This is a genomic window from Actinomadura opuntiae (assembly GCF_030283205.1).
In the GTDB taxonomy this organism is placed as follows: Bacteria; Actinomycetota; Actinomycetes; order Streptosporangiales; family Streptosporangiaceae; genus Spirillospora.
In genome coordinates, this window is record NZ_JASNWF010000046.1 from 1 (window position 1) to 20,692 (window position 20,692).

Below are 20,692 nucleotides of genomic sequence, written 5' to 3' on the forward strand. Positions count from 1 at the left end.
GCGCGGCCGGCGCCCGCCGCCGCCCGGCCGTGACCGGCGCCCGCGCCCGGCGCCCACGCCCGCGCCCGGGCCGGTAAGGTCGGTAGGCCAATGCCCGGCCAGGGCCGCAACCACAGCGAACGGAAGCCCTCATGCTCACTGGTGGACAGCTAGCAGGTCTCATCGTGGCCGTGTTCTGGGCTGTGCTCGTCGCGTTCGTCGCGCTGACGCTGCTGCGGCTCGCCCGGCTGCTCGGCGAGGCCAGCAAGCTCGTGCGCGACCTCGGCGACCAGGCGGCCCCGCTGCTGGACGACATGACGACCACGGTGAAACGGGCCAACGAGCAGCTCGGCCGCACCGACGTCATCACCAAGCAGGTCGCCGGCGTCACGCAGAACGTCTCGGCCGTCACCACCGTGATGACCTCGGTGGTCGGCGGGCCGCTGGTGAAGGCCGCCGCCTTCTCCTACGGGGTGCGCAAGGCCCTGAGCAGCCGCGACGGGGACGGGCGGTCCGGCGCGTCCGGCCGTCCGCAGCTCCCGGCCCGCTCCTCGGGGAAGGGGCGCAAGTGAAGCGGCTCTTCTGGCTGTCGGTCGGCGCGGGCGCGGGCGTCTACGCCACGCACCGCGTCAAGCGCCGGGTCGAGCGGTTCGCGCGCCGCTGGTCCCCCGAGGGGGTCGCGGCGCGGGCGGTGTCGACCGGGCAGTCCGCCGGCGAGCGGATGAGGCTTTTCGCGGCGGACGTGCGTACCGAGATGCAGGCCCGCGAGGAGGAGCTGCGCGAGGCCGTCCGCATGGACCAGGCTCCGCCCGAGACCCCGGGGCCCCGGCCCCGCCGGGTGCTGCGGGCGCGTTACACGATCATCGACGACGAGAAGGATGGCCACTGATCATGGAGTCGGCAGAGGTGGCGCGCCGCTTCCTGAAGTTCTTCGAGGAGCGCGGGCACACGGTGGTGCCCTCCGCCAGCCTGGTCGCCGAGGACCCGACCCTGCTGCTGGTGAACGCCGGCATGGTCCCGTTCAAGCCGTACTTCCTCGGCCAGCGCACCCCGCCGTCGCAGCGGATGACCAGCGCGCAGAAGTGCGTCCGGACGCCCGACATCGACGAGGTCGGCAAGACCACCCGGCACGCCACGTTCTTCCAGATGCTGGGCAACTTCTCCATCGGGGACTACTTCAAGGAGCAGGCGATCCCGTTCGCCTGGGAGCTGCTGACCCGCTCGCGCGAGGACGGCGGCTTCGGCTTCCCCGAGGACAAGCTCTGGGTCACCGTCTTCCACGACGACGACGAGGCCCGCGACCTGTGGCACAACAAGGTCGGCGTCCCCCTCGACCGCATCCAGAAGCGCGGCATGGAGGACAACTTCTGGTCGATGGGCGTCCCCGGCCCCTGCGGCCCCTGCTCGGAGATCTACTACGACCGCGGCCCCGAGTACGGGCGCGAGGGCGGCCCGGTCGCCGACGAGGACCGCTACCTCGAGGTGTGGAACCTCGTCTTCATGCAGTTCGAGCGGGGCCCGGGCAACAGCAAGACCGACTTCCCGATCCTCGGCGACCTGCCCGCCAAGAACATCGACACCGGCATGGGCCTGGAGCGCATGGCGGCGATCCTGCAGGGCGTCGACAACATCTACGAGACCGACACCCTGTGGCGCGTCCTCGACCGCGCCGCGAACCTGACCGGCTCCGCCTACGGCCGCGACCACCGCGCCGACGTGTCGCTGCGCGTCATCGCCGACCACGTCCGCAGCGGGACGATGATGGTCGCCGACGGCATCCGCCCCGGCAACGAGGGCCGCGGCTACGTGCTGCGCCGCATCCTGCGCCGCTCCATCCGCAACCTGCGGCTGCTCGGCGGCGAGGACGCCGGGCTGATGCACGAGCTGACCGCCGTCGCGATCGCCGCGATGGGCGAGCAGTACCCCGAGCTGGTCCGCACCGCCGCCAACATCCACACGGTCATCGACGCCGAGGAGGAGTCCTTCCTCCAGACGCTGCGCACCGGCACCGCGATCTTCGACACCGCGGTGGAGGAGACCCGGCGCTCGGGGAAGAGGACGCTGGCGGGCGACCAGGCGTTCAAGCTGCACGACACCTACGGCTTCCCGATCGACCTGACGCTGGAGATGGCCTCCGAGGCCGGCTTGCAGGTCGACGAGGACGGCTTCCGCCGGCTGATGAAGGAGCAGCGGGACCGCGCCAAGCAGGACGCCCGCGACAAGAAGACCGGCAACCTCGACGTGTCGGTCCTCGACGAGCTGCTCACCGGCGCCGGCGGCAAGGTCGACTTCATCGGCTACCACGACGTCACCGGCGACGCCCGGCTCGTCGGGCTGCTGGTCAACGGCGCCAACGCGCCCGCGGCCGGCGAGGGCGCCGAGGTCGAGGTCGTCCTGGACCGCACCCCGTTCTACGCCGAGGGCGGCGGCCAGCTCGCCGACCAGGGCGTCATCCGGCTCGGCAACGGCGCGGTCATCGACGTGCACGACGTGCAGTCGCCGCTGGCCGGCCTGATCGTGCACCGCGGCCGGGTCCGCAGCGGCGAGGCGCAGGCCGGCGACTCCGCGCACGCCGAGATCGACCTGACCCGGCGCGCCGCGATCTCCCGCTCGCACACCGCGACCCACCTGGTGCACGCCGGGTTCCGGCGGGCGCTCGGCGAGTCCGCCGCGCAGGCCGGCTCGGAGAACTCGCCCGGCCGGTTCCGGTTCGACTTCACCGCCTCCGGCGCCGTCCCGCCGAGCGTGCTGCGCGACGTCGAGGACGAGGTCAACGAGGTCCTCATCGGGGACCTGGACGTGCGGGCGTTCCACACCTCCATCGACGAGGCCCGTGCCATGGGCGCGCTGGCCCTGTTCGGCGAGAAGTACGGCGACGAGGTCCGCGTCGTGGAGGTCGGCGAGTACTCCCGCGAGCTGTGCGGCGGCACGCACGTCGCCCGGTCCGGGCAGCTCGGCCTGGTGAAGGTGCTGGGCGAGTCGTCGATCGGCGCGGGCGTGCGCCGCGTCGAGGCGCTCGTCGGCATCGACGCGTTCCGCTTCCTGGCGCGCGAGAGCGTGCTGGTCGCGCAGCTCGCCGAGCAGATGAAGGCGCGCAAGGAGGAACTGCCCGAGCGCATCTCCGGCGTCGTCGGCCGGCTCCGCGAGGCCGAGAAGGAGCTGGAGAAGCTGCGCTCGCAGCAGATCCTCGCCGTCGCCGGGTCCCTGGCCGACGGCGCGAAGGACGTGAACGGCATCGCGTTCGCGGGGCACCGCGCCCCCGCCGGCACCGGCGCCGACGACCTGCGCAAGCTCGCCGTGGACGTGCGCGGCCGGCTGAAGGCACGGCCCGCCGTCGTGATGGTCACGGGCGTCCCCAAGGACCGTCCCGTCGTGGTCGTCGCCGTCACCGAGGGCGCGCGCGAGCGCGGCCTGAAGGCCGGCGCGCTCGTCGGCCTGGCCGCCAAGGCGCTCGGCGGCGGGGGCGGCGGCAAGGACGACCTCGCGCAGGGCGGCGGCGCGAACCCCGCCGCGATCGACGACGCGCTCGCCGCGGTCGAACGAGCCGTAGGGGCCGCGTGAGCCCCGCCGGCGGGTAAGGAGCGGCGTGCGATGAGGCAGGGCGTGCGGCTCGGCGTGGACGTCGGGAGCGTCCGGGTGGGCGTCGCCCGGTGCGATCCCGGCGGCATCCTCGCCTCGCCGCTGGAGACGGTGAAGAGCGGCAGGGGCGACATCGACCGGCTCGTGGAGCTCGTCGCCGAGCACGAGGCGATCGAGGTCGTCGTCGGGCTGCCGACGTCGCTGTCGGGCCGGGAGGGCCCGGCGGCGCAGTCGGCGCGCAGGTTCGCCGCGAGGCTGGCCGACCGCCTCCCCCCGGAGGCGGTGCGGCTCTACGACGAGCGGCTCACCACCGTCACGGCCGAGAGCGGCCTGCGGGCCGGGGGAGTGCGGGGGCAGGCGCGCCGCAAGGTCGTCGACCAGGCGGCCGCGGCGGTCCTGCTTCAAGCGGCCCTGGACGGGGAACGGTTGACGGGGCGCCCCCCAGGCGAGATCGTCCGGGGGAGCTCATGAACGATTTGAACCTTTTCTCCGATCCGTACGACGATCCGTACGGTGCGGAGCAGCCGCAGGAACCGCCGAGCAGGCGGGACCGGCGGCGCGCCCGCAAGCGGCAGAAGCGCCGCCGCCGCAGCGGCCGCGCCGCGTTCCTGTTCGCGCTGGCGTTCATCGTCGCGGTGTTCGGCACCGCGGGCGTGTTCGGCGCCGCGATCCTGGACAACCGGCTGCACCCGCCGGACTACTCCGGCTCGGGCTCCGGCACGGTCACGGTCCAGGTGAAGGACGGCGCGAGCGGCGCGGTGATCGCGGCGACGCTGCAGGAGCACCACGTGGTGAAGAGCACCCGGGCCTTCGTCAAGGTCTACAACGGTGAGACCCGCGCCTCCAGCATCCAGCCGGGCTTCTACCAGATGCGCCGGGAGATGTCGTCGAAGGCGGCGATGGCGCTGCTGCTGGACCCGAAGTCGCGGGCCGGCAACCAGATCACCATTCCCGAGGGCCGCCGCGCCCAGGAGATCTTCGAGCAGCTGTCGAAGAAGACCGGCATCCCCGTGCGGGACTTCCAGACGGCGGCCAAGGACGGGCGGGCGCTCGGCCTGCCGTCGTACGCCAAGGGCAGGGTGGAGGGGTACCTGTACCCCGGCCGCTACGACCTCGACCCGAACGGCTCGGCGCAGCAGATCCTCAAGAGCATGGTCGGCCAGTTCACCAAGGCCGCCGCCGACGCCGATCTCGAGGCCAAGGCCAAGGACGTCAAGCTCGACCCCGGCCAGGTGGTGACGTTCGCGAGCCTGCTGCAGGCCGAGGCCGGCAAGCCCAGCGACATGCCCAAGATCTCGCGGGTGATCTACAACCGGTTCGCCCAGGGCATGCCGCTGCAGTTCGACACGACGGTGCTGTACGCGTTGAAGGAGCGGAGGCTGACGGTCACCAACCAGGACCTGAAGGTCAACTCGCCCTACAACACCTACCTCCACAAGGGGCTGCCGCCCGGGCCGATCAGCAACCCGAGCGAGGAGGCGATCGAGGCGGCGCTGAACCCCAAGGACGGGCCCTGGCTGTACTTCATCGCCACCGACCCGACGCACAAGATCACCAAGTTCGCCACGACGGCGTCGGAGTTCCAGAAGTACAAGCAAGAGTTCGAGGCCTGGCAGAAGCAGCACCCGGGCAGCTGACGCGGAGACGGCGGCCGGCGCGGCGGGGTCCCCGCCCGCCGGCCCGTTCTGCCGCAGCGGTGCCGAACGCGAGAAGGAGAGCGGAGAACGTGGAGGACGTGCGGCGGGCCGCCGTGCTGGGGTCGCCGATCGCGCATTCGCTGTCGCCGGTGCTGCACCGGGCGGCGTACGCGGCGATGGGGCTGGACACCTGGCGCTACGACGCCGTCGAGTGCGGCGAGGACGGCCTGGCCCCGCTGCTGGACGGCCTCGGCCCCGAATGGGCGGGCCTGTCGCTGACCATGCCGCTCAAGCGGGTCGCGCTGAAGCTCGCCGACTCGGTGTCCGACCTCGCCGAACGGGTCGGCGGCGCCAACACCCTCGTCTTCCGCGACGGGCGCCGGCACGCCGACAACACCGACGTGCACGGCATCGTCACCGCGCTCACCGAAGCGGGCCTCGGCTCGCCCGGCACCGCCCTGGTGCTGGGCGGCGGCGCCACCGCCGCGTCGGCGCTGGCCGCCCTCGCCGAACTGGGCCTGGACGCGGCGGTCCTCGCGGTGCGCAACCCCGACCGTGCCGCGGAGGCGGCCGAGGTCGGCGAGCGCTGCGGGCTGCCGGTGCGGGTCGTCACCCTCGACCAGGTCGGCGACCACCTGCCCGCCGGGCTGGTGGTGTCGACGCTGCCGGGACGGGCCGCCGACGCTTTCGCCGGTCCCGTCGCCGCGTCCGGCGCGGCGCTGTTCGACGTGGTCTACGCGCCGTGGCCCACCGCGCTCGCCGCGACGGTCGAGCGCGCCGGCGGGACGGTCGTCGGCGGCTTCGCGATGCTGCTGCACCAGGCCGTCCGGCAGGTCGAGCTGATGACCGGCCGCGGCGGCGTGCCGGTCGCGGCGATGCGCGCGGCCGGCGAGGCCGAACTGGCCCGCCGCGCCGCCGCCTCCGCCGGCTAGCACGCCGCCGGTCAGGACGCGGCCGGTCAGGACGCGGCCGGGGGCGGGCCGCGCGGCGTCCGCCGCCGCTTCAGCGACTCGTCCACGCTGGCCAGCACGATCGGCACGATCACGCTCAGCCAGAAGTCGCGCCATCCCCACGCGCCGAGCGTGACGCCGAACGCGCTGGTGAAGCAGACGAAGCCGAGCACGAGCGCCGACCAGTGCCGCCGCACCAGCGCCACCGGGTCGGCGCGCCGGCGGTGCGGCAGCAGCGCCGCCAGCGGCCGCTCCCGCGCGTGGGCGCGCTGCACGACCGTCGCGTCCGGGAACCAGTGCAGGACGTCCGCGGTCCCCGCGAGCGGGACGCGGGTGAGCGCGATCAGCGTCTCCAGCCGCCACCACAGCGTCCACAGCGACGCGCGGCCGCCGGGCTGGCCGTTGCGGCGCGGATCGGCGACCTCGCCGCGCACCAGCGTCCGGAACGCGCGGGCGACCGTCGGGCCGTGCGGGCCGCGCGGGTCCCGCAGCAGCGCCGTCAGCGCGATCGGCAGGCCGTAGTGCCACAGGGCGAGCCGCCACACCGGCCGCGACCCGGCGCCGTGCGGGGACACCTCGTAGGTCTCGATCCAGGTGTGGTCGTCGTCGGGATCGAGGTGGGCGAGCAGCCAGTCGTAGGCGTCCAGCAGCCGCTCGGTCCGCAGGCCCGGCCGCGCCTCCGCCAGCGTCACCAGCACGAACGCGGTGTGGGTGACGGTCGGTGCGGCCGCCCGCACCGGTCCCCACGCGGGCCGGTGCGCCGTCCGGCCTGCGGTCAGCCATTCCACTCCCCGGTCCACCGCCGGGTCGTACGGGTTGAGCTGGGCGAGCGCGCGCAGCGCCAGGCACGTCTGCCATACCCGGGACGCGGACCCGTACAGCGAGCCCCAGCCGCCGTCGGGATTCTGGTTGCGCAGCAGCCACCGGTAGGCGCGCCGCAGGTGCGGGGCGTCCTCGCGCAGGTCGCAGCGGGCGCGGGCGAGGAACCGCGCGATCCACCCGGTCGCCTCGACGACCGGCATCCCGAGACTGGTGCGGGTCGCCCAGCCGCCGTCGCGCAGCGCGTCGGCCGACGCGACCTGCCGTTCGGCCAGGAACGCCAGGCCCTCGTCGAAGTACTCGAACGGGCGGCCCGCCTCCACGAACGCCAGCAGCCCGAGCGCCGTCGCGGTCGTGCCCGGCTCGGGGCTCGCCAGCTCGTGGTACCAGCCGCCGCCGGTGCCGGGCGCGGGCGCGTAGGTGTCGCGCAGGACGTCGAGGGACTCGTTCAGCCGGGTCTGCAGCACGGCCATGTCGATGACCGGGGCGGCGACGGCGCGGGAGGACGCGGTGGCGGGAGCGGCGGCGCGGGGGGCCTGGGCGGGGAGCGGCGGGGTCTGGTTCACGATGGTGCCTTCTGTCCCTTATGTGCCCATTAGGTCATGCTTTGTACCTCACGGGTTCCATGTCTGTATCCGTCGCCGTACAGATCGCCGGCGCGGGCCGCCGGGCACGCTGGAAGGCGACCGTCCGTGCGACCGTGGTGCTGGAGGAGGCGTTGGCCGAGCCATCGGTGCAGCCCGGCCGCGAGTGCGTGCTGTGCCCGCCCCTCCGGTACCGGGTCAACGCCATGGCCGACCTGCCGGGCGAGGCGTCCGTCATCGCGCGGGACCGCGACTTCCTGCTGATGCCCGACGTCGCGCCGCTCGCCGACGGGCACCTCCTCCTCGTCACGCGGCGGCACCACCAGTGCGCGGGCGACTTCGGCGAACCGCTGTGGGATCGCGCGCTGCGCTGGCGCGACCACGTCGCCCACCTCTACCGGCGGGCCTACGGCACCGGCGAACTGCTGCTGTTCGAGCACGGGCCCGCGCTGTCACAGGGCGGCGGCGCGTGCATCGACCACGCGCACTGGCACTTCCTCCCGGGCGTCCACGGGATCCGCACCGTGGTGGAGGGACGCGGCCTGCCGGGGACGCCCGCCGGGTACGCGGCCCTGCGGGCGCGCTTCCGGACGGGCCACTCCTACCTCCTCATTGACGAACAGGGGACGTCGACCGTCCATCCCGGCGACGGAGTGCGCGGCCAGTTCCTGCGCTGGGCCGTCACCGTCGCCCTGCACGGGGAAACTGCAAGCAACGCGGTGCCCGCCATGGCCTGGCGCTGGCAGGAGACGTTCGGGCTCCCCGAGAGCCGCGGGCGGTTCCTGCGCACGGTGCGCGAGCTGCACCGCGCGGAGGCCGCCCTCGACGGCCCGTCGGCCTCCGGCGGCCGGGACGACGATCAGCGCGACGACAGCCACCAGTAGAGCTCGCACGCCGCCAGCCGGTCACCGAACCCCGTCCGCGCGTCTCCGTCGCGGTATCCGGTCGGGTACTCCAGCAGCAGATGGTCGCGCCGGTAGGCCAGCGCCCGCTCCAACTGGGTGGCCCCGAACCGCAGCAGCCACAGCGGACGCCCGCTGACCGCCCGATCCAGCGCGGGCGCCAGCGCCCGCACCTCGCCCGGCCCCACCGGCACCGGCCGCCCGAGCAGCCGCGCCAACGTCGGCACCTCGGCGATCACCAGGTCGGCGGCCGACAGCAGCGGCAGCACCTCCGCCGCCGGAAGCCGCGCGTCGATGTCGTGCGGGACGAGGTCGAACGCCACCAGGGTGCCGGCCGCGCGTGCCGTCCGCGCCGCCGCGTGCAGCGCCGCCCGCGACACCGGCGACAGCAGCGAGTACCCGTCCAGGAACAGTGCGTCCGCCCGGCGGATCCCGGCCGTGGCCGAGCGGACCTCGGACTCGGTGAGCCGGCGGCCCGGCGCGTCCTGCTCCGCCACCAGCAGGCGCACGCCCGGCCCGCCGTCGGCCGGCCGGTCGCGGACCATCACCGTCACCCCGTTCGCCGTGCCCGGCTCGACCCGCAGCCGGTCCCGGGCGCCGATCCTGCGCAGCTCCCGCCGGATCACCGGGGTGAAGTCGTCGTCGCCCACCTTCGCCAGCACGCTCACCCGGCGGAAATGGGCGACCGCGCACCGGGCCAGGTTCACCGCCGTCCCCGCGACCAGGGCCCGCGCCGGCGCGTAGCAGAGCCGGTCGGCGGTCAGCTCGCCGAAACGCACGTCGTCCAGCGCGGCCCGCACCTCGATCCGCACGTCGCCGATGACCACCAGGGAGAACCGGCGCCGGCCCGTCCCGTCGAGGCCGGGCCACCGCACGGGGGAGGGGACGGCCCCGCCGCCGCCCGCGCCCGCACCCGCGCCCATCCGGCCGGTCAGCAGGGAAGCCGGAGGAACGCCCGCATCACCGGACGCAGGCTCGGGATCAGCTCGTAGGCGCACACCTCGTGCAGCGGCACCCACGCGCAGCCGTCCAGGTGGTCGCTCTCGTCCCGGTTGCCGACGTCCACGTCGAACGTCAGCGGACGGCAGCGGCGCGCCGCCGCCACCACCCGGATCAGCCCGCCGGGCGCGGCCGCGGACCGGTCGGCCATGAACCACTGCCAGAGGTGGAACGGCGGGCCGGGATCGACCTTGAGGCCGACCTCCTCCCAGACCTCCCGGCGGATGTGGTCGTCGAGGTCCAGGTCGTCCTCGACCTCCAGCCGCCCGCCGGGGACCTCCCAGCGGCCGGGGTGGAACGGGTCGGACGCCGCCTTGCGCACCAGCAGCAGCCGGCCGGCCGCCATGATGAACGCCTTCTGCGCGAACTGCAGGCGGACCGGGGACGAGGCGGTGAGGAAGCCGGCCGGACCGGTCTCTACTGAGGGCATCGCGTGAATACCTCTCTGGCACCGGCCCCACCGGGCCGTCCTGGCATCACCGTAACAAGGCGTCCGCCCGCCGCCGAGGCACCTGCCGGGCCAGAAGACCGTCACTTTCACGCGCGAATCCACGGCCGGACGGCGATCCGCGACCGGTACGCGTGCGACGGAGCGGGTCGCAAGCACGTTTGCGACCCTCGTGGCCGGACCTCGCCGGCCGGGCGGTGGCAGTCGGGAATGCGGCGCTCGACGGGCGGGTTGTACCGGTCGGCGTACTCGGAGGTTCGGGCGCGGATCCGTGCGGCGCGAGCGGGCTGAACAGGTGGTAGTCTTAGTGGCCGACCGGCCCTGTGCGCGTGACCGAGAGGTTGTGCGCGCCGGGCGCTCAAGCGGAGGCCACCTCCCACCTGACCGGCCGCGAGGCCGGTGGGTATCGGTCCGGCGAACGGGCGGCGCGCTCGTTCCGCCGTCGTCCCCGGGCGGTTCCGCCGTACGGGGAGACCGAAGGTGGCCCCGCACGTGAGTCGTGCGGGGCTTTTCGCGTGAGAGCCTCGGGGTACGACCGGTCCCAGAACTTGAGAACGGCCCCAAGGAGGTCCCATCAGCGCCGAACCGCGTATCAACGACCGCATTCGCGTGCCCGAGGTCCGGCTCGTCGGCCCGAACGGCGAACAGGTGGGCATCGTGCCCATCGCCAAGGCCCTTGAACTCGCGCGTGAGTCGGACCTCGACCTGGTCGAGGTGGCGCCCACCGCGCGCCCGCCCGTCGCCAAGCTCATGGACTACGGCAAGTTCAAGTACGAGTCCGCGATGAAGGCGCGTGAGGCGCGGAAGAACCAGGCGCACACGATCATCAAGGAGATCAAGCTCCGCCCGAAGATCGACCCGCACGACTACGAGACCAAGAAGGGTCACGTGGTGCGGTTCCTGAAGGCGGGGGACAAGGTGAAGGTCACGATCATGTTCCGTGGTCGTGAGCAGTCCCGTCCCGAGCTCGGTTTCCGGCTGCTGCAGCGGCTGGCCGACGACGTCGAGGACCTCGGCTTCGTCGAGTCGCGGCCCAAGCAGGACGGCCGCAACATGATCATGGTGCTCGGTCCGCACAAGAAGAAGGCGGAGGCCAAGGCCGAGCAGCGCGCGGCGAGCCGCGAGCAGGACGCCGCCGCCGGCCCGGCCTGACCGACCGCCCGACCGCGCGAGCGCGAAGGCGGCCACGGCGCCCGGTCGCGGACACCCGGCCGCGGCGCCCGGCACGGTGCCGCCCGCCGCGGAGCGGAGCGCACCGGGCGCGGTACCCGCCGCTCGGCGGTGGTGCCGGACCGGCCCCGACGCCGGTCCGGCCGCAACGCCCGCGGCCCGCAAGGGCCGCCGGGCCCCCGCTCCGGCGGCGGGTCCGCCGGCGGCCTCGCGGCTTTCGCGAGGACGCCACGCACGTACATTGAAGCCTGACCCGGCGCGCCGCACGCGTCCGTGTGCGACGCGCCGATCAGGTGCGCCCCCGTGCCGCCGCACGGGGGCCCGGCAACGAGGGAGACGACGGCGACCATGCCGAAGACGAAGACCCACAGCGGTGCCAAGAAGCGCTTCAAGCTGACCGGCTCCGGCAAGGTGATGCGCCGCCGCGCCAACAAGAACCACCTGCTCGAGCACAAGCCCACCAAGCGGACGCGCCGCCTGTCCGGCCCGGCCGTGGTGGCCGACGCCGACGCCAAGAACATCAAGAAGCTGCTGCGCAAGTAGCACCGACCGGCAACAACGACGACCGGCCGGCGCCAGGACGGCTCCGGCCCCCACGAAGGAGTTCAGCACGTGGCACGCGTGAAGCGGGCGGTCAACGCCGCCAAGAAGCGTCGGGTCGTTCTGGAGCGGTCGAGCGGCTACCGCGGCCAGCGTTCGCGGCTGTACCGCAAGGCCAAGGAGCAGCAGCTCCACTCGATGACCTACGCGTTCCGGGACCGCAAGGACCGCAAGGGCCAGTTCCGCCGCCTCTGGATCCAGCGGATCAACGCTGCGGCCCGCGCCAACGGCATCACCTACAACCGGTTCATCCAGGGCCTGAAGGCCGCCGAGATCGAGGTCGACCGGCGCATGCTGGCCGAGCTCGCCGTGAACGACGCCCCCGCGTTCGCCGCCCTGGTCAAGGTGGCCAAGGACGCGCTCCCGGCGGAGGCCGCCTGAGCCGGGCGACCTGGCGACGGGCGGGTACGGCGACATGGCGGGCCGCGAGCTGACCTCTATCCGATCACCGCGGGTGAAGGCCGCTCGGCGGCTCGCCAAACGCGCCTTCCGGCGCCGTGAGGGGCGGTTCCTCGCCGAGGGGCCGCAGGCGGTGCGGGAGGCGCTGGAGATCCCCGGCGGGCTGGCCGAGCTGTTCACCACGGCCGAGGCCGAGAGCCGCCATCCCGAGCTGGTGGGCGCCGCCGAGCGCGCCGGGGTGCCGGTGCTGCGGGTCAGCGGCGAGATCATGGCGGAGCTGGCGCAGACCGTCACGCCGCAGGGCCTGCTGGCGGTCTGCGGGTTCGTGGACGTCCCGCTGGCCGGCGCGCTGGAGGCCGGCCCCCGGCTGGTGACGGTCCTCGCGCACGTCCGCGACCCCGGCAACGCCGGGACGGTCCTGCGCACCGCCGACGCTGCGGGATCGGAGACGGTCGTGTTCACCGACGCGTCCGTCGACCCCTACAACGGCAAGTGCGTGCGCGCCTCGGCGGGCAGCCTGTTCCACCTGCCGGTCGTGGTCGGCCCGCGCTTCGACACGCTGATCCCCGAGCTGAAGCGGGCGGGGCTCACGGTGCTGGCCGCCGACGGCGCGGGCGACCGCACCCTGGACGACGCCATCGACCAGGGGGTGCTGGCGCGGCCCACCGCCTGGGTGTTCGGCAACGAGGCGTGGGGGCTGCCCGAGGAGATCCTCCGGCACGTGGACGAGGTGGTCCGGGTGCCGATCTACGGCCGGGCCGAGAGCCTGAACCTGGCGACGGCCGCGGCCGTATGCCTGTATGCCTCGGCGCGGGCGCAGCGCCGGGACTGACCCCGCGCACCGACCTCGCGGGGGCACGTACGAGAGGCCGCGGCGGTTCGATGCGTTCCGTGGCCGGTTGGCCGCAAGCGGTCGCCTTCGCGACCGTTTCGGGGCTTGTGAGCTGCGAAGATGGTCTTCCCGTGGACGGAGGGGCAGGGGGCCCGCCGGCACGGGGGACTCATTCCCAGGTAGGAGCGGGATACCGGTCCGGCGGTGGATCTCATCCCTCCGGTCCGCTGCCTACGGTGTTGACCAGGGGCGTTGACCAGGGCGGCGACGGTGCCGCGCAGAGTGGGGGCGAACGTGATGACCGAGGAGACCAGGCCGGCGAGGCGGCCGGGCCGGCGGGCACCAGAGGTCCGGTGCCGGACGGGCGCCGCGCAGGCCGCGCCCCGCGGCTCCGCGGCGCCGGCCGCGCCCGCCGGGGCCCTCCCCGACGCCGGCCCCCAGGGCGCGGCGCCGCCCGACGCGACCGGCGCGTGGACACCGGCCCGCGTGGCCGACCTGGTGATCGAGGTCGCCGAGCCGCGGCCCGGCACCGCCGTCGTCACGGTGACCGGCGAGATCGACCTGCACACCGCGGACGCGCTGCGCACCGGGCTGGTCAAGGCGCACGCCGCGGGGGCGCGGCGGCTGGTGCTCGACTTCGCCGCGGTCCCGTTCTGCGACGCGGCCGGCCTCGGCGCGCTCGTCGGCGCGCACAACGAGATCTCCGGCTCCGGCGGCGAGATCGTGCTGGCCGGGGTGCGGCCGGCCCAGCTGCGGCTGCTGCGCATCACCGGGCTGCACCGGCTGTTCGTGCTGCACTCCGACGTCGCGGGCGCGCTCGCCGGCTCGCCGACCGGCTCCCGCTGACGCCGCTCCGGCCGGCCGCGCCCGGCCGGAGCGTCTGCGGGCACGGCCCCGCCCGGGGCCTTCCCGGCGGCTACAAATGCCTTGCCGCGAGGCGTTCTCCGGGTCCCGCAAGGGCCCCGACTGCGGATAGAGTCTCTTCTCGACAGGCCGCGCTCTACCGGTGTTCTGGAGGCCGCTGTGGGCGGAGAGGAACCCCCCGGCGTGGCCGCGCGCGCTCACTCCGGGCCGGGGCAGGCCGACGACCTGCCCGACGGGCTGCTGGTCGCCGACCGCGACGCCCGCGTCGTGGTGTTCAACGCCGCCGCCGCGCGGATGACCGGGATCGCCGCCGCGGCCGCACTGGGCCGCGACTTCCGCGACGTCCTGCCGCTGCACGACGCCGAGGGCCGCGACTGGTGGAAGTGCCTGGCCCCCTACGAGGGCCTCGCCACCCGCACCCGGCACCCCGAGCGCTCGCTGTTCCTGCCCGGCGGCACCGAGCTGCTGGTCACCGCCGGGTACCGGCGCGGCGAGGGCGGCCGGGTCGAGCGCTTCACCGTCTGCCTGCGCGACGCCCAGCGCCGCGCCCGCCAGGAGCGCGACCGCGCCGACCTGGTCTCCACCGTCGCGCACGAGCTGCGCTCTCCGCTGACCAGCGTCAAGGGCTTCACCGCGACGCTGCTGGCCAAGTGGCACCGCTTCAACGACGACCAGAAGCGGGTCATGCTCGAGACGGTCAACGCCGACGCCGACCGGGTCACCCGGCTGATCACCGAGCTGCTGGACGTGTCCCGGATCGAGGCGGGCCGGCTGGAGATGCGCCGCCAGGTCGTCGACCTGCCGGACGAGGTCCGCAAGGTGATCGCGGGCCGGGTCGCGGCCGGCGACGCCGAGGACCGGTTCCGCTTCGAGGTCCGCGGCGAGCTGCCCGAAATGTGGCTGGACCCCGACAAGGTCGACCAGATCCTCGGCAACCTGGTGGAGAACGCGGTGCGGCACGGCGCCGGCACCGTCACGATCGTGGTGGAGCCGGACGCGCACAAGGAGGGGGCGGCCGTGTCGGTCCGCGACGAGGGCGAGGGCATACCGCCCGAGGCCGTCCAGCGGGTCTTCCGGCAGTTCTGGCGCGGCCCGGGCGGCAACCGGCGCGGCGGCACCGGGCTCGGCCTGTACATCGTGAAGGGCCTGGTCGAGGCGCACGGCGGGACGATCACCGTGCGGCGCGCGCCCGGCGGCGGCGCCGAGTTCCGATTTACCGTGCCCGCCGGGGCCCCCGACCACGCGAGCTGAGCCCGTCCGGGCGCGGCCCGCCGCCGCGGAGGGGCACGGGCGGGCCGCGCGTCACGCGCACGCTTTCCGGATCTTCACCGCCCGCGCACTAGACTGCGGGCGTCCCACGCCGACCGGAGTCGATCACACCACCATGTCTGCACCCAACAAGTCCTATGACCCCGTCGAGGTGTCCGCGTTGCAGCCCGAGCAGCTGGACCGGGCCCGCGACGAGGCGCTCGCGGCCATCGCCGCGGCGACCGACCTCGACGCCCTCAAGCAGGTCCGCCTGGCGCACGCCGGCGACCGTTCCCCGCTGGCCCTCGCCAACCGGAAGATAGGCGCGCTGCCGCCGGCGGCGCGCGCCGACGCGGGCAAGCGCATCGGCGCCGCCCGCGGCGCGGTCTCGAAGGCGCTGAAGGAGCGCCAGGCCGTCCTGGAGGAGGAGCGCGACCAGCGCGTCCTCGTCGAGGAGACCGTCGACGTCACCCTGCCCTGGGACCGCGCGCCCCGCGGCGCCCGGCACCCGCTGACCACCATGCAGGAGCGGATGGCCGACGTCTTCGTCTCCATGGGCTTCGAGGTCGCCGAGGGGCCCGAGGTCGAGGCGGAGTGGTTCAACTTCGACGCGCTCAACTTCAAGCCCGACCACCCGGCCCGCACCATGCAGGACACCTTCTTCGTGGAGTCGGAGGAGTCCGGGCTGGTGATGCGCACCCACACCTCGCCGGTGCAGATCCGGGCGCTGCTGTCGCGCCCGCTGCCGGTGTACGTGGTGGCGCCGGGGCGCACGTTCCGCACCGACGAGCTGGACGCCACGCACAGCCCGGTGTTCCACCAGCTGGAGGGGCTCGCGGTCGACGAGGGCCTGACCATGGCGGACCTGCGCGGCGGCATCGACGCGTTCGTCACCGGCATGTTCGGCGAGGGGCTGCGGACGCGGTTCCGGCCGTCGTACTTCCCGTTCACCGAGCCGTCGGCGGAGGTGGACATGCAGTGCTTCGTGTGCCGGGGCGCGTCCGCCGAGCCGGGCGGCGAGCCGTGCCGCACCTGCGGCTCGGAGGGCTGGATCGAGCTGGGCGGCTGCGGCATGGTCAACCCGCGGGTGCTGGTGGCCTGCGGCGTCGACCCGGAGCGCTACAGCGGCTGGGCGTTCGGGCTGGGCGTCGAGCGGACGCTGATGTTCCGGCACGGCGTGGAGGACATGTACGACATGGTGGAGGGCGACGTCCGGTTCACCCTCCCGTTCGGGATGGAGATCTGATGCGGGCCCCGCTTTCCTGGGTGCGCGAGCACGTCGAGCTGCCGGCCGGCGTGACCGGCCGCGACCTGGCCGCGAAGCTGATCGCCGCGGGCCTGGAAGTCGAGACGGTCGAGCGGGCCGGCGCGGACGTCTCCGGGCCGATCGTCGTCGGCGAGGTCCTGGCGATCGAGGAGCTGACCGGCTTCAAGAAGCCGATCCGGTACTGCCAGGTCGACGTCGGCGACGCGAACGGCACCGGCGAGCCGCAGAACATCGTGTGCGGCGCCACCAACTTCGCGGTCGGCGACCGCATCGTGGCGATCCTGCCCGGCGGCGTGCTGCCCGGCGGGTTCCGGATCGGTGCCCGCAAGACCTACGGCAAGGTGTCCGAGGGCATGATCTGCTCGGTCACCGAGCTCGGCATCGGCGACGACCACAGCGGCATCCTGGTGCTGCCGCCGGACGCCCCGGTCGGCGCGGACGCGGTGGAGCTGCTCGGCATCCGCGACGATGTGCTGGACATCGCCGTCACCCCCGACCGCAGCTACGCGCTGTCGATCCGCGGCATCGCCCGCGAGGCCGCGATCGCCTACGGCGTCCCGTTCAAGGACCCGGCGGACGTGGAGCTGCCCGCCAAGAACGGCGAGGCCTACCCGGCGAGCATCGGCGACCCGACCGCGTGCGACCGGTTCGTCCTGCGCGAGGTCCGCGGCTTCGACGCCGACGCCAAGACCCCGGTGTGGATGCAGGTCCGCCTGCACCGCGCCGGGATGCGCCCGGTGTCGCTGGCGGTCGACGTCACCAACTACCTGATGCTGGAGCTCGGGCAGCCGCTGCACGCCTTCGACCGGGCCAAGCTCACCGGCCCGATCGTGGTGCGCCGCGCCGCCAAGGGCGAGAGCCTGGAGACCCTCGACCACGTCAAGCGGACGCTGGACCCCGAGGACATCCTCATCACCGACGAGTCGGGCCCGATCTCGATGGCCGGCACGATGGGCGGCCTCGCCACCGAGATCGACGAGCGGTCGACCGACATGGTCGTCGAGGCGGCGCACTTCGACGCGATCGGCACCGCCCGGATGAGCCGCCGCCACAAGCTGCACAGCGAGGCGTCCTACCGGTTCGAGCGCGGCGTCGACCGCGAGCTGCCGCTGTACGCCTCCTACCGCGCGGCGCGGATGCTCGCCGAGCTGGGCGGCGCGGAGATCGTGCCGGGCGTCACCCACGCCGAGGCCCCGGCCGAGCGCGTGACGATCACCATGCCGGCCGGGCATCCGGACCGGGTCGCGGGCGTGGCCTACGGCCGCGGCACGGTCGTCCGCCGGCTGGAGGAGGTCGGCTGCACGGTCGAGGGGGACGACGTCCTGACCGTGACGCCGCCGTCGTGGCGACCCGACCTCGGTGACCCCAACGACCTCGCCGAAGAGGTCATCCGGCTGGAGGGCTACGAGAACATCCCGGCCCGCGCCCCGCGTCCGTCCGCGGGCCGCGGGCTGACGGTGCAGCAGCGGCTGCGCCGCCGCGTCGGCCGCGCGCTCGCCGGCGCCGGGTACGTGGAGGTGCTGGCGTTCCCGTTCGTGTCCGCCAAGGACTGGGACGACCTGCAGCTGCCCGCCGACGACGCGCGCCGCCGCACCCTGCGGCTGGCGAACCCGCTGTCGGAGGAGGAGCCGCTGCTGCGCACCACGCTGCTGCCGGGCCTGTTGCGGACGCTGGCGCACAACGTGGGGCGCGGGTTCCCCGACACGGCGCTGTTCGAACTGGGCGTGGTGTTCCGGCCGCGCCCGGGCGCACCGGAGCGGTCCCCGCGGCTCGCGGTCGACCGCGGCCCGACGTCCGAGGAGGTCGCGTCCGCCGAGGCGGCGCTGCCCGACCAGCCGCACCGGGTGGCGGTCGTGCTGTCCGGCGACCGTGAGCCGTCCGGCTGGTGGGGCGGGGGGCGCCCGGCGCTGTGGGCGGACGCGGTGCAGGCCGCGCGCACGGTGGCCGCCGAGGTCGGCGTGGAGCTGGCGGTGAAGGCCGACCGGCACGCGCCGTGGCACCCGGGCCGCTGCGCCGCGCTGTACGTCGGCGACACGCTGGTCGGCCACGCCGGTGAGCTGCACCCGCGCGTCACCAAGGCGTACGGGCTGCCGGCGCGCACCTGCGCGATGGAGCTGGAGCTGCGCCGGCTGGGCGAGCCGGTGGCCGTGCGCGCGCCGCACGTGTCGACCTACCCGGTCGCGACGCAGGACGTGGCGCTGATCGTCGACGCCGAGGTCCCGGCCGCGGACGTCGAGTCGGCGCTGCGCGACGGCGCGGGCGAGCTGCTGGAGTCGGTCCGGCTGTTCGACGTCTACACCGGCGAGCAGGTGGGGGAGGGCCGCAAGTCCCTGGCCTACTCGCTGCGGTTCCGCGCTCCCGACCGCACCCTCACCGCGGAGGAGGCGTCGCAGGCCCGCGACGCCGCGGTCGCCGTCGCGGCGGACCGTACCGGCGCGGTTCTGCGCGGCGCCTGACGGTCGGCTTCCTAAGGGGCGTCCCCGCGCGATGCGCGCGGGGGCGCCTCTTCGGCTTGCGGCGGGAAAGGCGCTTAATGCTACTTGTGTTGTGTTTGGAGTCCGGTTAGCCTGGACGTGTCACATCGCCGCCCGGTAGGGGAGTTCGTTGGAGTTCTGAGGTCCGGCACCGCGCGGCGGCCGTTCGGCGGCCCGCGCACGCGACCTCGTGGACCCACGTCCCGCCGGGCTTTCTCATGCCCTCCTGCGCGTCGCGCGCGCCTTCGCGGTGTCTCCATGTGTTCCGCAGCCCGCCCGCCATGGAGGCCGCCTCATGTCATTCGCCATCGTCTGCTCGGATCTGTCGTTCGCCTGGCCCGACGGCACCGCCGTCCTGGACGGCCTGGACGCCGCGTTCGGCGCCGGCCGCACCGGCCTGATCGGGGTCAACGGCTCCGGCAAGTCCACCCTGCTCAAGCTGATCGCCGGGGAGCTGCGTCCCGCGTCCGGCTCCGTCGCCGTCGACGGGGAGATCGGATACCTGCCGCAGACCCTCGTCCTCGACGACGCCGCCACCGTGTCGGACCTGCTCGGCATCAGCGCGACCAGGGCCGCGCTGCACGCCATCGAGCGCGGCGAGGCCACCGAGGAGAACTTCGCCGCCGTCGGCGACGGCTGGGACGTCGAGGAGCGCGCCCGCGCGGAGCTCGACCGGCTCGGCCTCGGCCACGTGGGCCTGGACCGCGGCGTCGCGACGCTGTCGGGCGGCGAGGCCGTGATGGCCGGGCTCGCCGCGCTGTTCTTGGCGCGTCCCGACGTGCTGCTGCTGGACGAGCCGACCAACAACCTGGACCTGGACGCCCGGCGCCGCCTGTACGACGCCGTGGACGCCTGGACGGGCGTGCTGGTCGTCGTCAGCCACGACCGGGAGCTGCTGGACCGGGTCGACGCGATCGCCGACTTGCGCGGCGGCGCCGTCCGATCGTTCGGCGGGAACCTGTCCGCCTACGAGGAGCTGCTCGCCGTCGAGAAGGAGGCCGCGGAACGGATGGTCCGCGTCGCCGAGACCGACCTGCGCCGGCAGAAACGCGAACTGGAGGAGGCCCATATCAAGCTGGCGCGCCGCAAGCGCTACGCGAACAAGATGTACGAGAACAAGCGCGAGCCGAGGGCCGTCATGAAGCTGCGCAAGCGGGAGGCGCAGGTCTCGGCGGGCAAGCACCGCATCATGCACGAGGAGCGCCTGGCCGGGGCGCGGACGCGGCTCGCCGAGGCGGAGGACGCGGTGCGCGACGACGCCGAGATCCGGATCGAACTGCCCGCGACCCGCGTCCCGGCCGGACGGACGGTCGCGACGGTCACGGGATTGCGCGCTGCGGAACCGGGCCCCGGCACGCTGACCGAGTTCATCGTGCGGGGACCGGAGCGGATCGCGCTGACCGGGCCGAACGGCTCGGGCAAGACGACGTTCCTGCGGGCCCTCACCGGCGAATCGGTTCCGGACGGGGTGTCGGTCCGGATCGGCGTGGACGGCGTGCGGTACCTGCCGCAGCGGCTGGACGTCCTCGACGACGACCGCAGCGTCGTCGACAACGTCCGCATGTACGCGCCGTCGGCGACGCCCGCCGAGATCCGGCAGGGGCTGGCACGGTTCCTGTTCCGCGGCGCGCGCGCCGACCGGCCCGCGGGCACGCTGTCGGGCGGGGAGCGGTTCCGGGCGGTGCTGGCCTCGCTGCTGCTCGCCGACCCGGCACCCCAACTCCTGCTGCTGGACGAGCCGACGAACAACCTCGACATGGCCAGTGCGCGGCAGCTCTCCCAGGCGCTCGCCGCCTACGAGGGTGCGCTGATCGTGGTCAGCCACGACCTGCCGTTCCTGCGGACGCTCGGCCTCACCCGCCGGCTGCGCACGGACCGCCGCACCGGCCTGTCCGAAGGAGGCCCGGTGTAACGCGGGAGGCCCCGCGCGGAACGTCCGCG

General features: G+C 74.2%; 19 protein-coding genes. 16 read left to right on the top strand and 3 right to left on the bottom strand.

What is annotated here, in order from left to right:
- The first annotated feature begins 131 nt into the window (after window positions 1-131).
- The 6 genes from QP089_RS47905 to QP089_RS47930 all read left to right on the top strand — a co-directional run bounded on the left by QP089_RS47905 (window position 132) and on the right by QP089_RS47930 (window position 6,127).
- A complete protein-coding gene (locus tag QP089_RS47905; RefSeq protein WP_285921289.1) occupies window positions 132-551 on the top strand; it encodes a DUF948 domain-containing protein in 420 nt (139 codons plus the stop codon).
- Complete coding sequence (locus tag QP089_RS47910; protein WP_285921290.1) at window positions 548-868, top strand: hypothetical protein; 321 nt, start codon at window positions 548-550, stop codon at window positions 866-868. Before QP089_RS47905 ends, QP089_RS47910 begins: the two co-directional genes overlap by 4 nt.
- 2 nt (window positions 869-870) lie before the next feature.
- The gene (gene alaS / locus QP089_RS47915) at window positions 871-3,540 is read left to right on the top strand and encodes an alanine--tRNA ligase (RefSeq protein WP_285921291.1); all 2,670 of its coding nucleotides are present in this window, start codon (window positions 871-873) and stop codon (window positions 3,538-3,540) included.
- 30 nt (window positions 3,541-3,570) lie between these two features.
- Complete coding sequence (ruvX, locus tag QP089_RS47920; RefSeq protein WP_208249525.1) at window positions 3,571-4,029, top strand: Holliday junction resolvase RuvX; 459 nt, start codon at window positions 3,571-3,573, stop codon at window positions 4,027-4,029.
- Window positions 4,026-5,195 (top strand): endolytic transglycosylase MltG, encoded by a 1,170-nt coding sequence (mltG, locus tag QP089_RS47925; RefSeq protein ID WP_285921292.1) that lies wholly within the window; start codon window positions 4,026-4,028, stop codon window positions 5,193-5,195. Before ruvX ends, mltG begins: the two co-directional genes overlap by 4 nt.
- A 98-nt stretch (window positions 5,196-5,293) precedes the next feature.
- Window positions 5,294-6,127, top strand: a complete 834-nt coding sequence (locus QP089_RS47930; protein ID WP_285921314.1) for a shikimate dehydrogenase — start codon at window positions 5,294-5,296, stop codon at window positions 6,125-6,127.
- Between the two features lie 26 nt (window positions 6,128-6,153).
- On the opposite strand, the gene QP089_RS47935 is transcribed toward QP089_RS47930, so the two are convergent.
- Window positions 6,154-7,530, bottom strand: coding sequence for a prenyltransferase/squalene oxidase repeat-containing protein (locus tag QP089_RS47935; protein WP_285921293.1), 1,377 nt, complete (start codon window positions 7,528-7,530; stop codon window positions 6,154-6,156).
- A 59-nt stretch (window positions 7,531-7,589) separates the two neighbouring features.
- On the opposite strand from QP089_RS47935, the gene QP089_RS47940 reads away from it, so the two are divergent.
- On the top strand, window positions 7,590-8,432 hold the full coding sequence (locus tag QP089_RS47940; protein WP_285921294.1) for an HIT family protein: 843 nt from the start codon (window positions 7,590-7,592) through the stop codon (window positions 8,430-8,432).
- On the opposite strand, the gene QP089_RS47945 is transcribed toward QP089_RS47940, so the two are convergent.
- Together QP089_RS47945 and QP089_RS47950 are read right to left on the bottom strand one after the other, a co-directional pair.
- Window positions 8,408-9,373 (bottom strand): PfkB family carbohydrate kinase, encoded by a 966-nt coding sequence (locus tag QP089_RS47945; protein ID WP_285921295.1) that lies wholly within the window; start codon window positions 9,371-9,373, stop codon window positions 8,408-8,410. The two genes, QP089_RS47940 and QP089_RS47945, sit on opposite strands and share 25 nt — an antisense overlap.
- An 8-nt stretch (window positions 9,374-9,381) precedes the next feature.
- Window positions 9,382-9,879, bottom strand: coding sequence for an NUDIX domain-containing protein (locus QP089_RS47950; protein WP_285921296.1), 498 nt, complete (start codon window positions 9,877-9,879; stop codon window positions 9,382-9,384).
- A gap of 609 nt (window positions 9,880-10,488) precedes the next feature.
- On the opposite strand from QP089_RS47950, the gene infC reads away from it, so the two are divergent.
- The 9 genes from infC (at window position 10,489) to QP089_RS47995 (ending at window position 20,663) form a co-directional block, all read left to right on the top strand.
- A complete protein-coding gene (infC, locus tag QP089_RS47955; RefSeq protein ID WP_285921315.1) occupies window positions 10,489-11,049 on the top strand; it encodes a translation initiation factor IF-3 in 561 nt (186 codons plus the stop codon).
- 366 nt (window positions 11,050-11,415) lie between these two features.
- A complete protein-coding gene (rpmI, locus tag QP089_RS47960) occupies window positions 11,416-11,610 on the top strand; it encodes a 50S ribosomal protein L35 (RefSeq protein ID WP_067468638.1) in 195 nt (64 codons plus the stop codon).
- Between the two features lie 69 nt (window positions 11,611-11,679).
- Complete coding sequence (gene rplT, locus QP089_RS47965; protein ID WP_285921297.1) at window positions 11,680-12,048, top strand: 50S ribosomal protein L20; 369 nt, start codon at window positions 11,680-11,682, stop codon at window positions 12,046-12,048.
- 34 nt (window positions 12,049-12,082) lie between these two features.
- Complete coding sequence (locus tag QP089_RS47970; RefSeq protein ID WP_285921298.1) at window positions 12,083-12,898, top strand: TrmH family RNA methyltransferase; 816 nt, start codon at window positions 12,083-12,085, stop codon at window positions 12,896-12,898.
- A 297-nt stretch (window positions 12,899-13,195) separates the two neighbouring features.
- Window positions 13,196-13,744, top strand: coding sequence for an STAS domain-containing protein (locus tag QP089_RS47975; RefSeq protein ID WP_285921299.1), 549 nt, complete (start codon window positions 13,196-13,198; stop codon window positions 13,742-13,744).
- A gap of 177 nt (window positions 13,745-13,921) precedes the next feature.
- A complete protein-coding gene (locus QP089_RS47980; RefSeq protein ID WP_446474154.1) occupies window positions 13,922-15,013 on the top strand; it encodes a sensor histidine kinase in 1,092 nt (363 codons plus the stop codon).
- Between the two features lie 133 nt (window positions 15,014-15,146).
- The gene (gene pheS / locus QP089_RS47985; RefSeq protein ID WP_285921301.1) at window positions 15,147-16,256 is read left to right on the top strand and encodes a phenylalanine--tRNA ligase subunit alpha; all 1,110 of its coding nucleotides are present in this window, start codon (window positions 15,147-15,149) and stop codon (window positions 16,254-16,256) included.
- Window positions 16,256-18,733: a phenylalanine--tRNA ligase subunit beta gene (gene pheT, locus QP089_RS47990; RefSeq protein WP_285921302.1), complete on the top strand. Its 2,478-nt coding sequence runs from the start codon at window positions 16,256-16,258 to the stop codon at window positions 18,731-18,733. Before pheS ends, pheT begins: the two co-directional genes overlap by 1 nt.
- Before the next feature lie 313 nt (window positions 18,734-19,046).
- On the top strand, window positions 19,047-20,663 hold the full coding sequence (locus tag QP089_RS47995; RefSeq protein WP_285921303.1) for an ABC-F family ATP-binding cassette domain-containing protein: 1,617 nt from the start codon (window positions 19,047-19,049) through the stop codon (window positions 20,661-20,663).
- Window positions 20,664-20,692 lie beyond the last annotated feature (29 nt).

What these genes read in the sequence shown, in the direction of transcription:
- QP089_RS47905 (WP_285921289.1), top strand. Translation starts at nt 132, where the DNA reads ATGCTCACTGGTGGACAGCTAGCAGGTCTCATCGTGGCCGTGTTCTGG.
- alaS (WP_285921291.1), top strand. Translation starts at nt 871, where the DNA reads ATGGAGTCGGCAGAGGTGGCGCGCCGCTTCCTGAAGTTCTTCGAGGAG.
- ruvX (WP_208249525.1), top strand. Translation starts at nt 3,571, where the DNA reads ATGAGGCAGGGCGTGCGGCTCGGCGTGGACGTCGGGAGCGTCCGGGTG.
- mltG (WP_285921292.1), top strand. Translation starts at nt 4,026, where the DNA reads ATGAACGATTTGAACCTTTTCTCCGATCCGTACGACGATCCGTACGGT.
- QP089_RS47940 (WP_285921294.1), top strand. Translation starts at nt 7,590, where the DNA reads ATGTCTGTATCCGTCGCCGTACAGATCGCCGGCGCGGGCCGCCGGGCA.
- QP089_RS47945 (WP_285921295.1), bottom strand. Translation starts at nt 9,373, where the DNA reads ATGGGCGCGGGTGCGGGCGCGGGCGGCGGCGGGGCCGTCCCCTCCCCC.
- QP089_RS47950 (WP_285921296.1), bottom strand. Translation starts at nt 9,879, where the DNA reads ATGCCCTCAGTAGAGACCGGTCCGGCCGGCTTCCTCACCGCCTCGTCC.
- rpmI (WP_067468638.1), top strand. Translation starts at nt 11,416, where the DNA reads ATGCCGAAGACGAAGACCCACAGCGGTGCCAAGAAGCGCTTCAAGCTG.
- QP089_RS47970 (WP_285921298.1), top strand. Translation starts at nt 12,083, where the DNA reads ATGGCGGGCCGCGAGCTGACCTCTATCCGATCACCGCGGGTGAAGGCC.
- QP089_RS47975 (WP_285921299.1), top strand. Translation starts at nt 13,196, where the DNA reads ATGACCGAGGAGACCAGGCCGGCGAGGCGGCCGGGCCGGCGGGCACCA.
- pheS (WP_285921301.1), top strand. Translation starts at nt 15,147, where the DNA reads ATGTCTGCACCCAACAAGTCCTATGACCCCGTCGAGGTGTCCGCGTTG.
- pheT (WP_285921302.1), top strand. Translation starts at nt 16,256, where the DNA reads ATGCGGGCCCCGCTTTCCTGGGTGCGCGAGCACGTCGAGCTGCCGGCC.
- QP089_RS47995 (WP_285921303.1), top strand. Translation starts at nt 19,047, where the DNA reads ATGTCATTCGCCATCGTCTGCTCGGATCTGTCGTTCGCCTGGCCCGAC.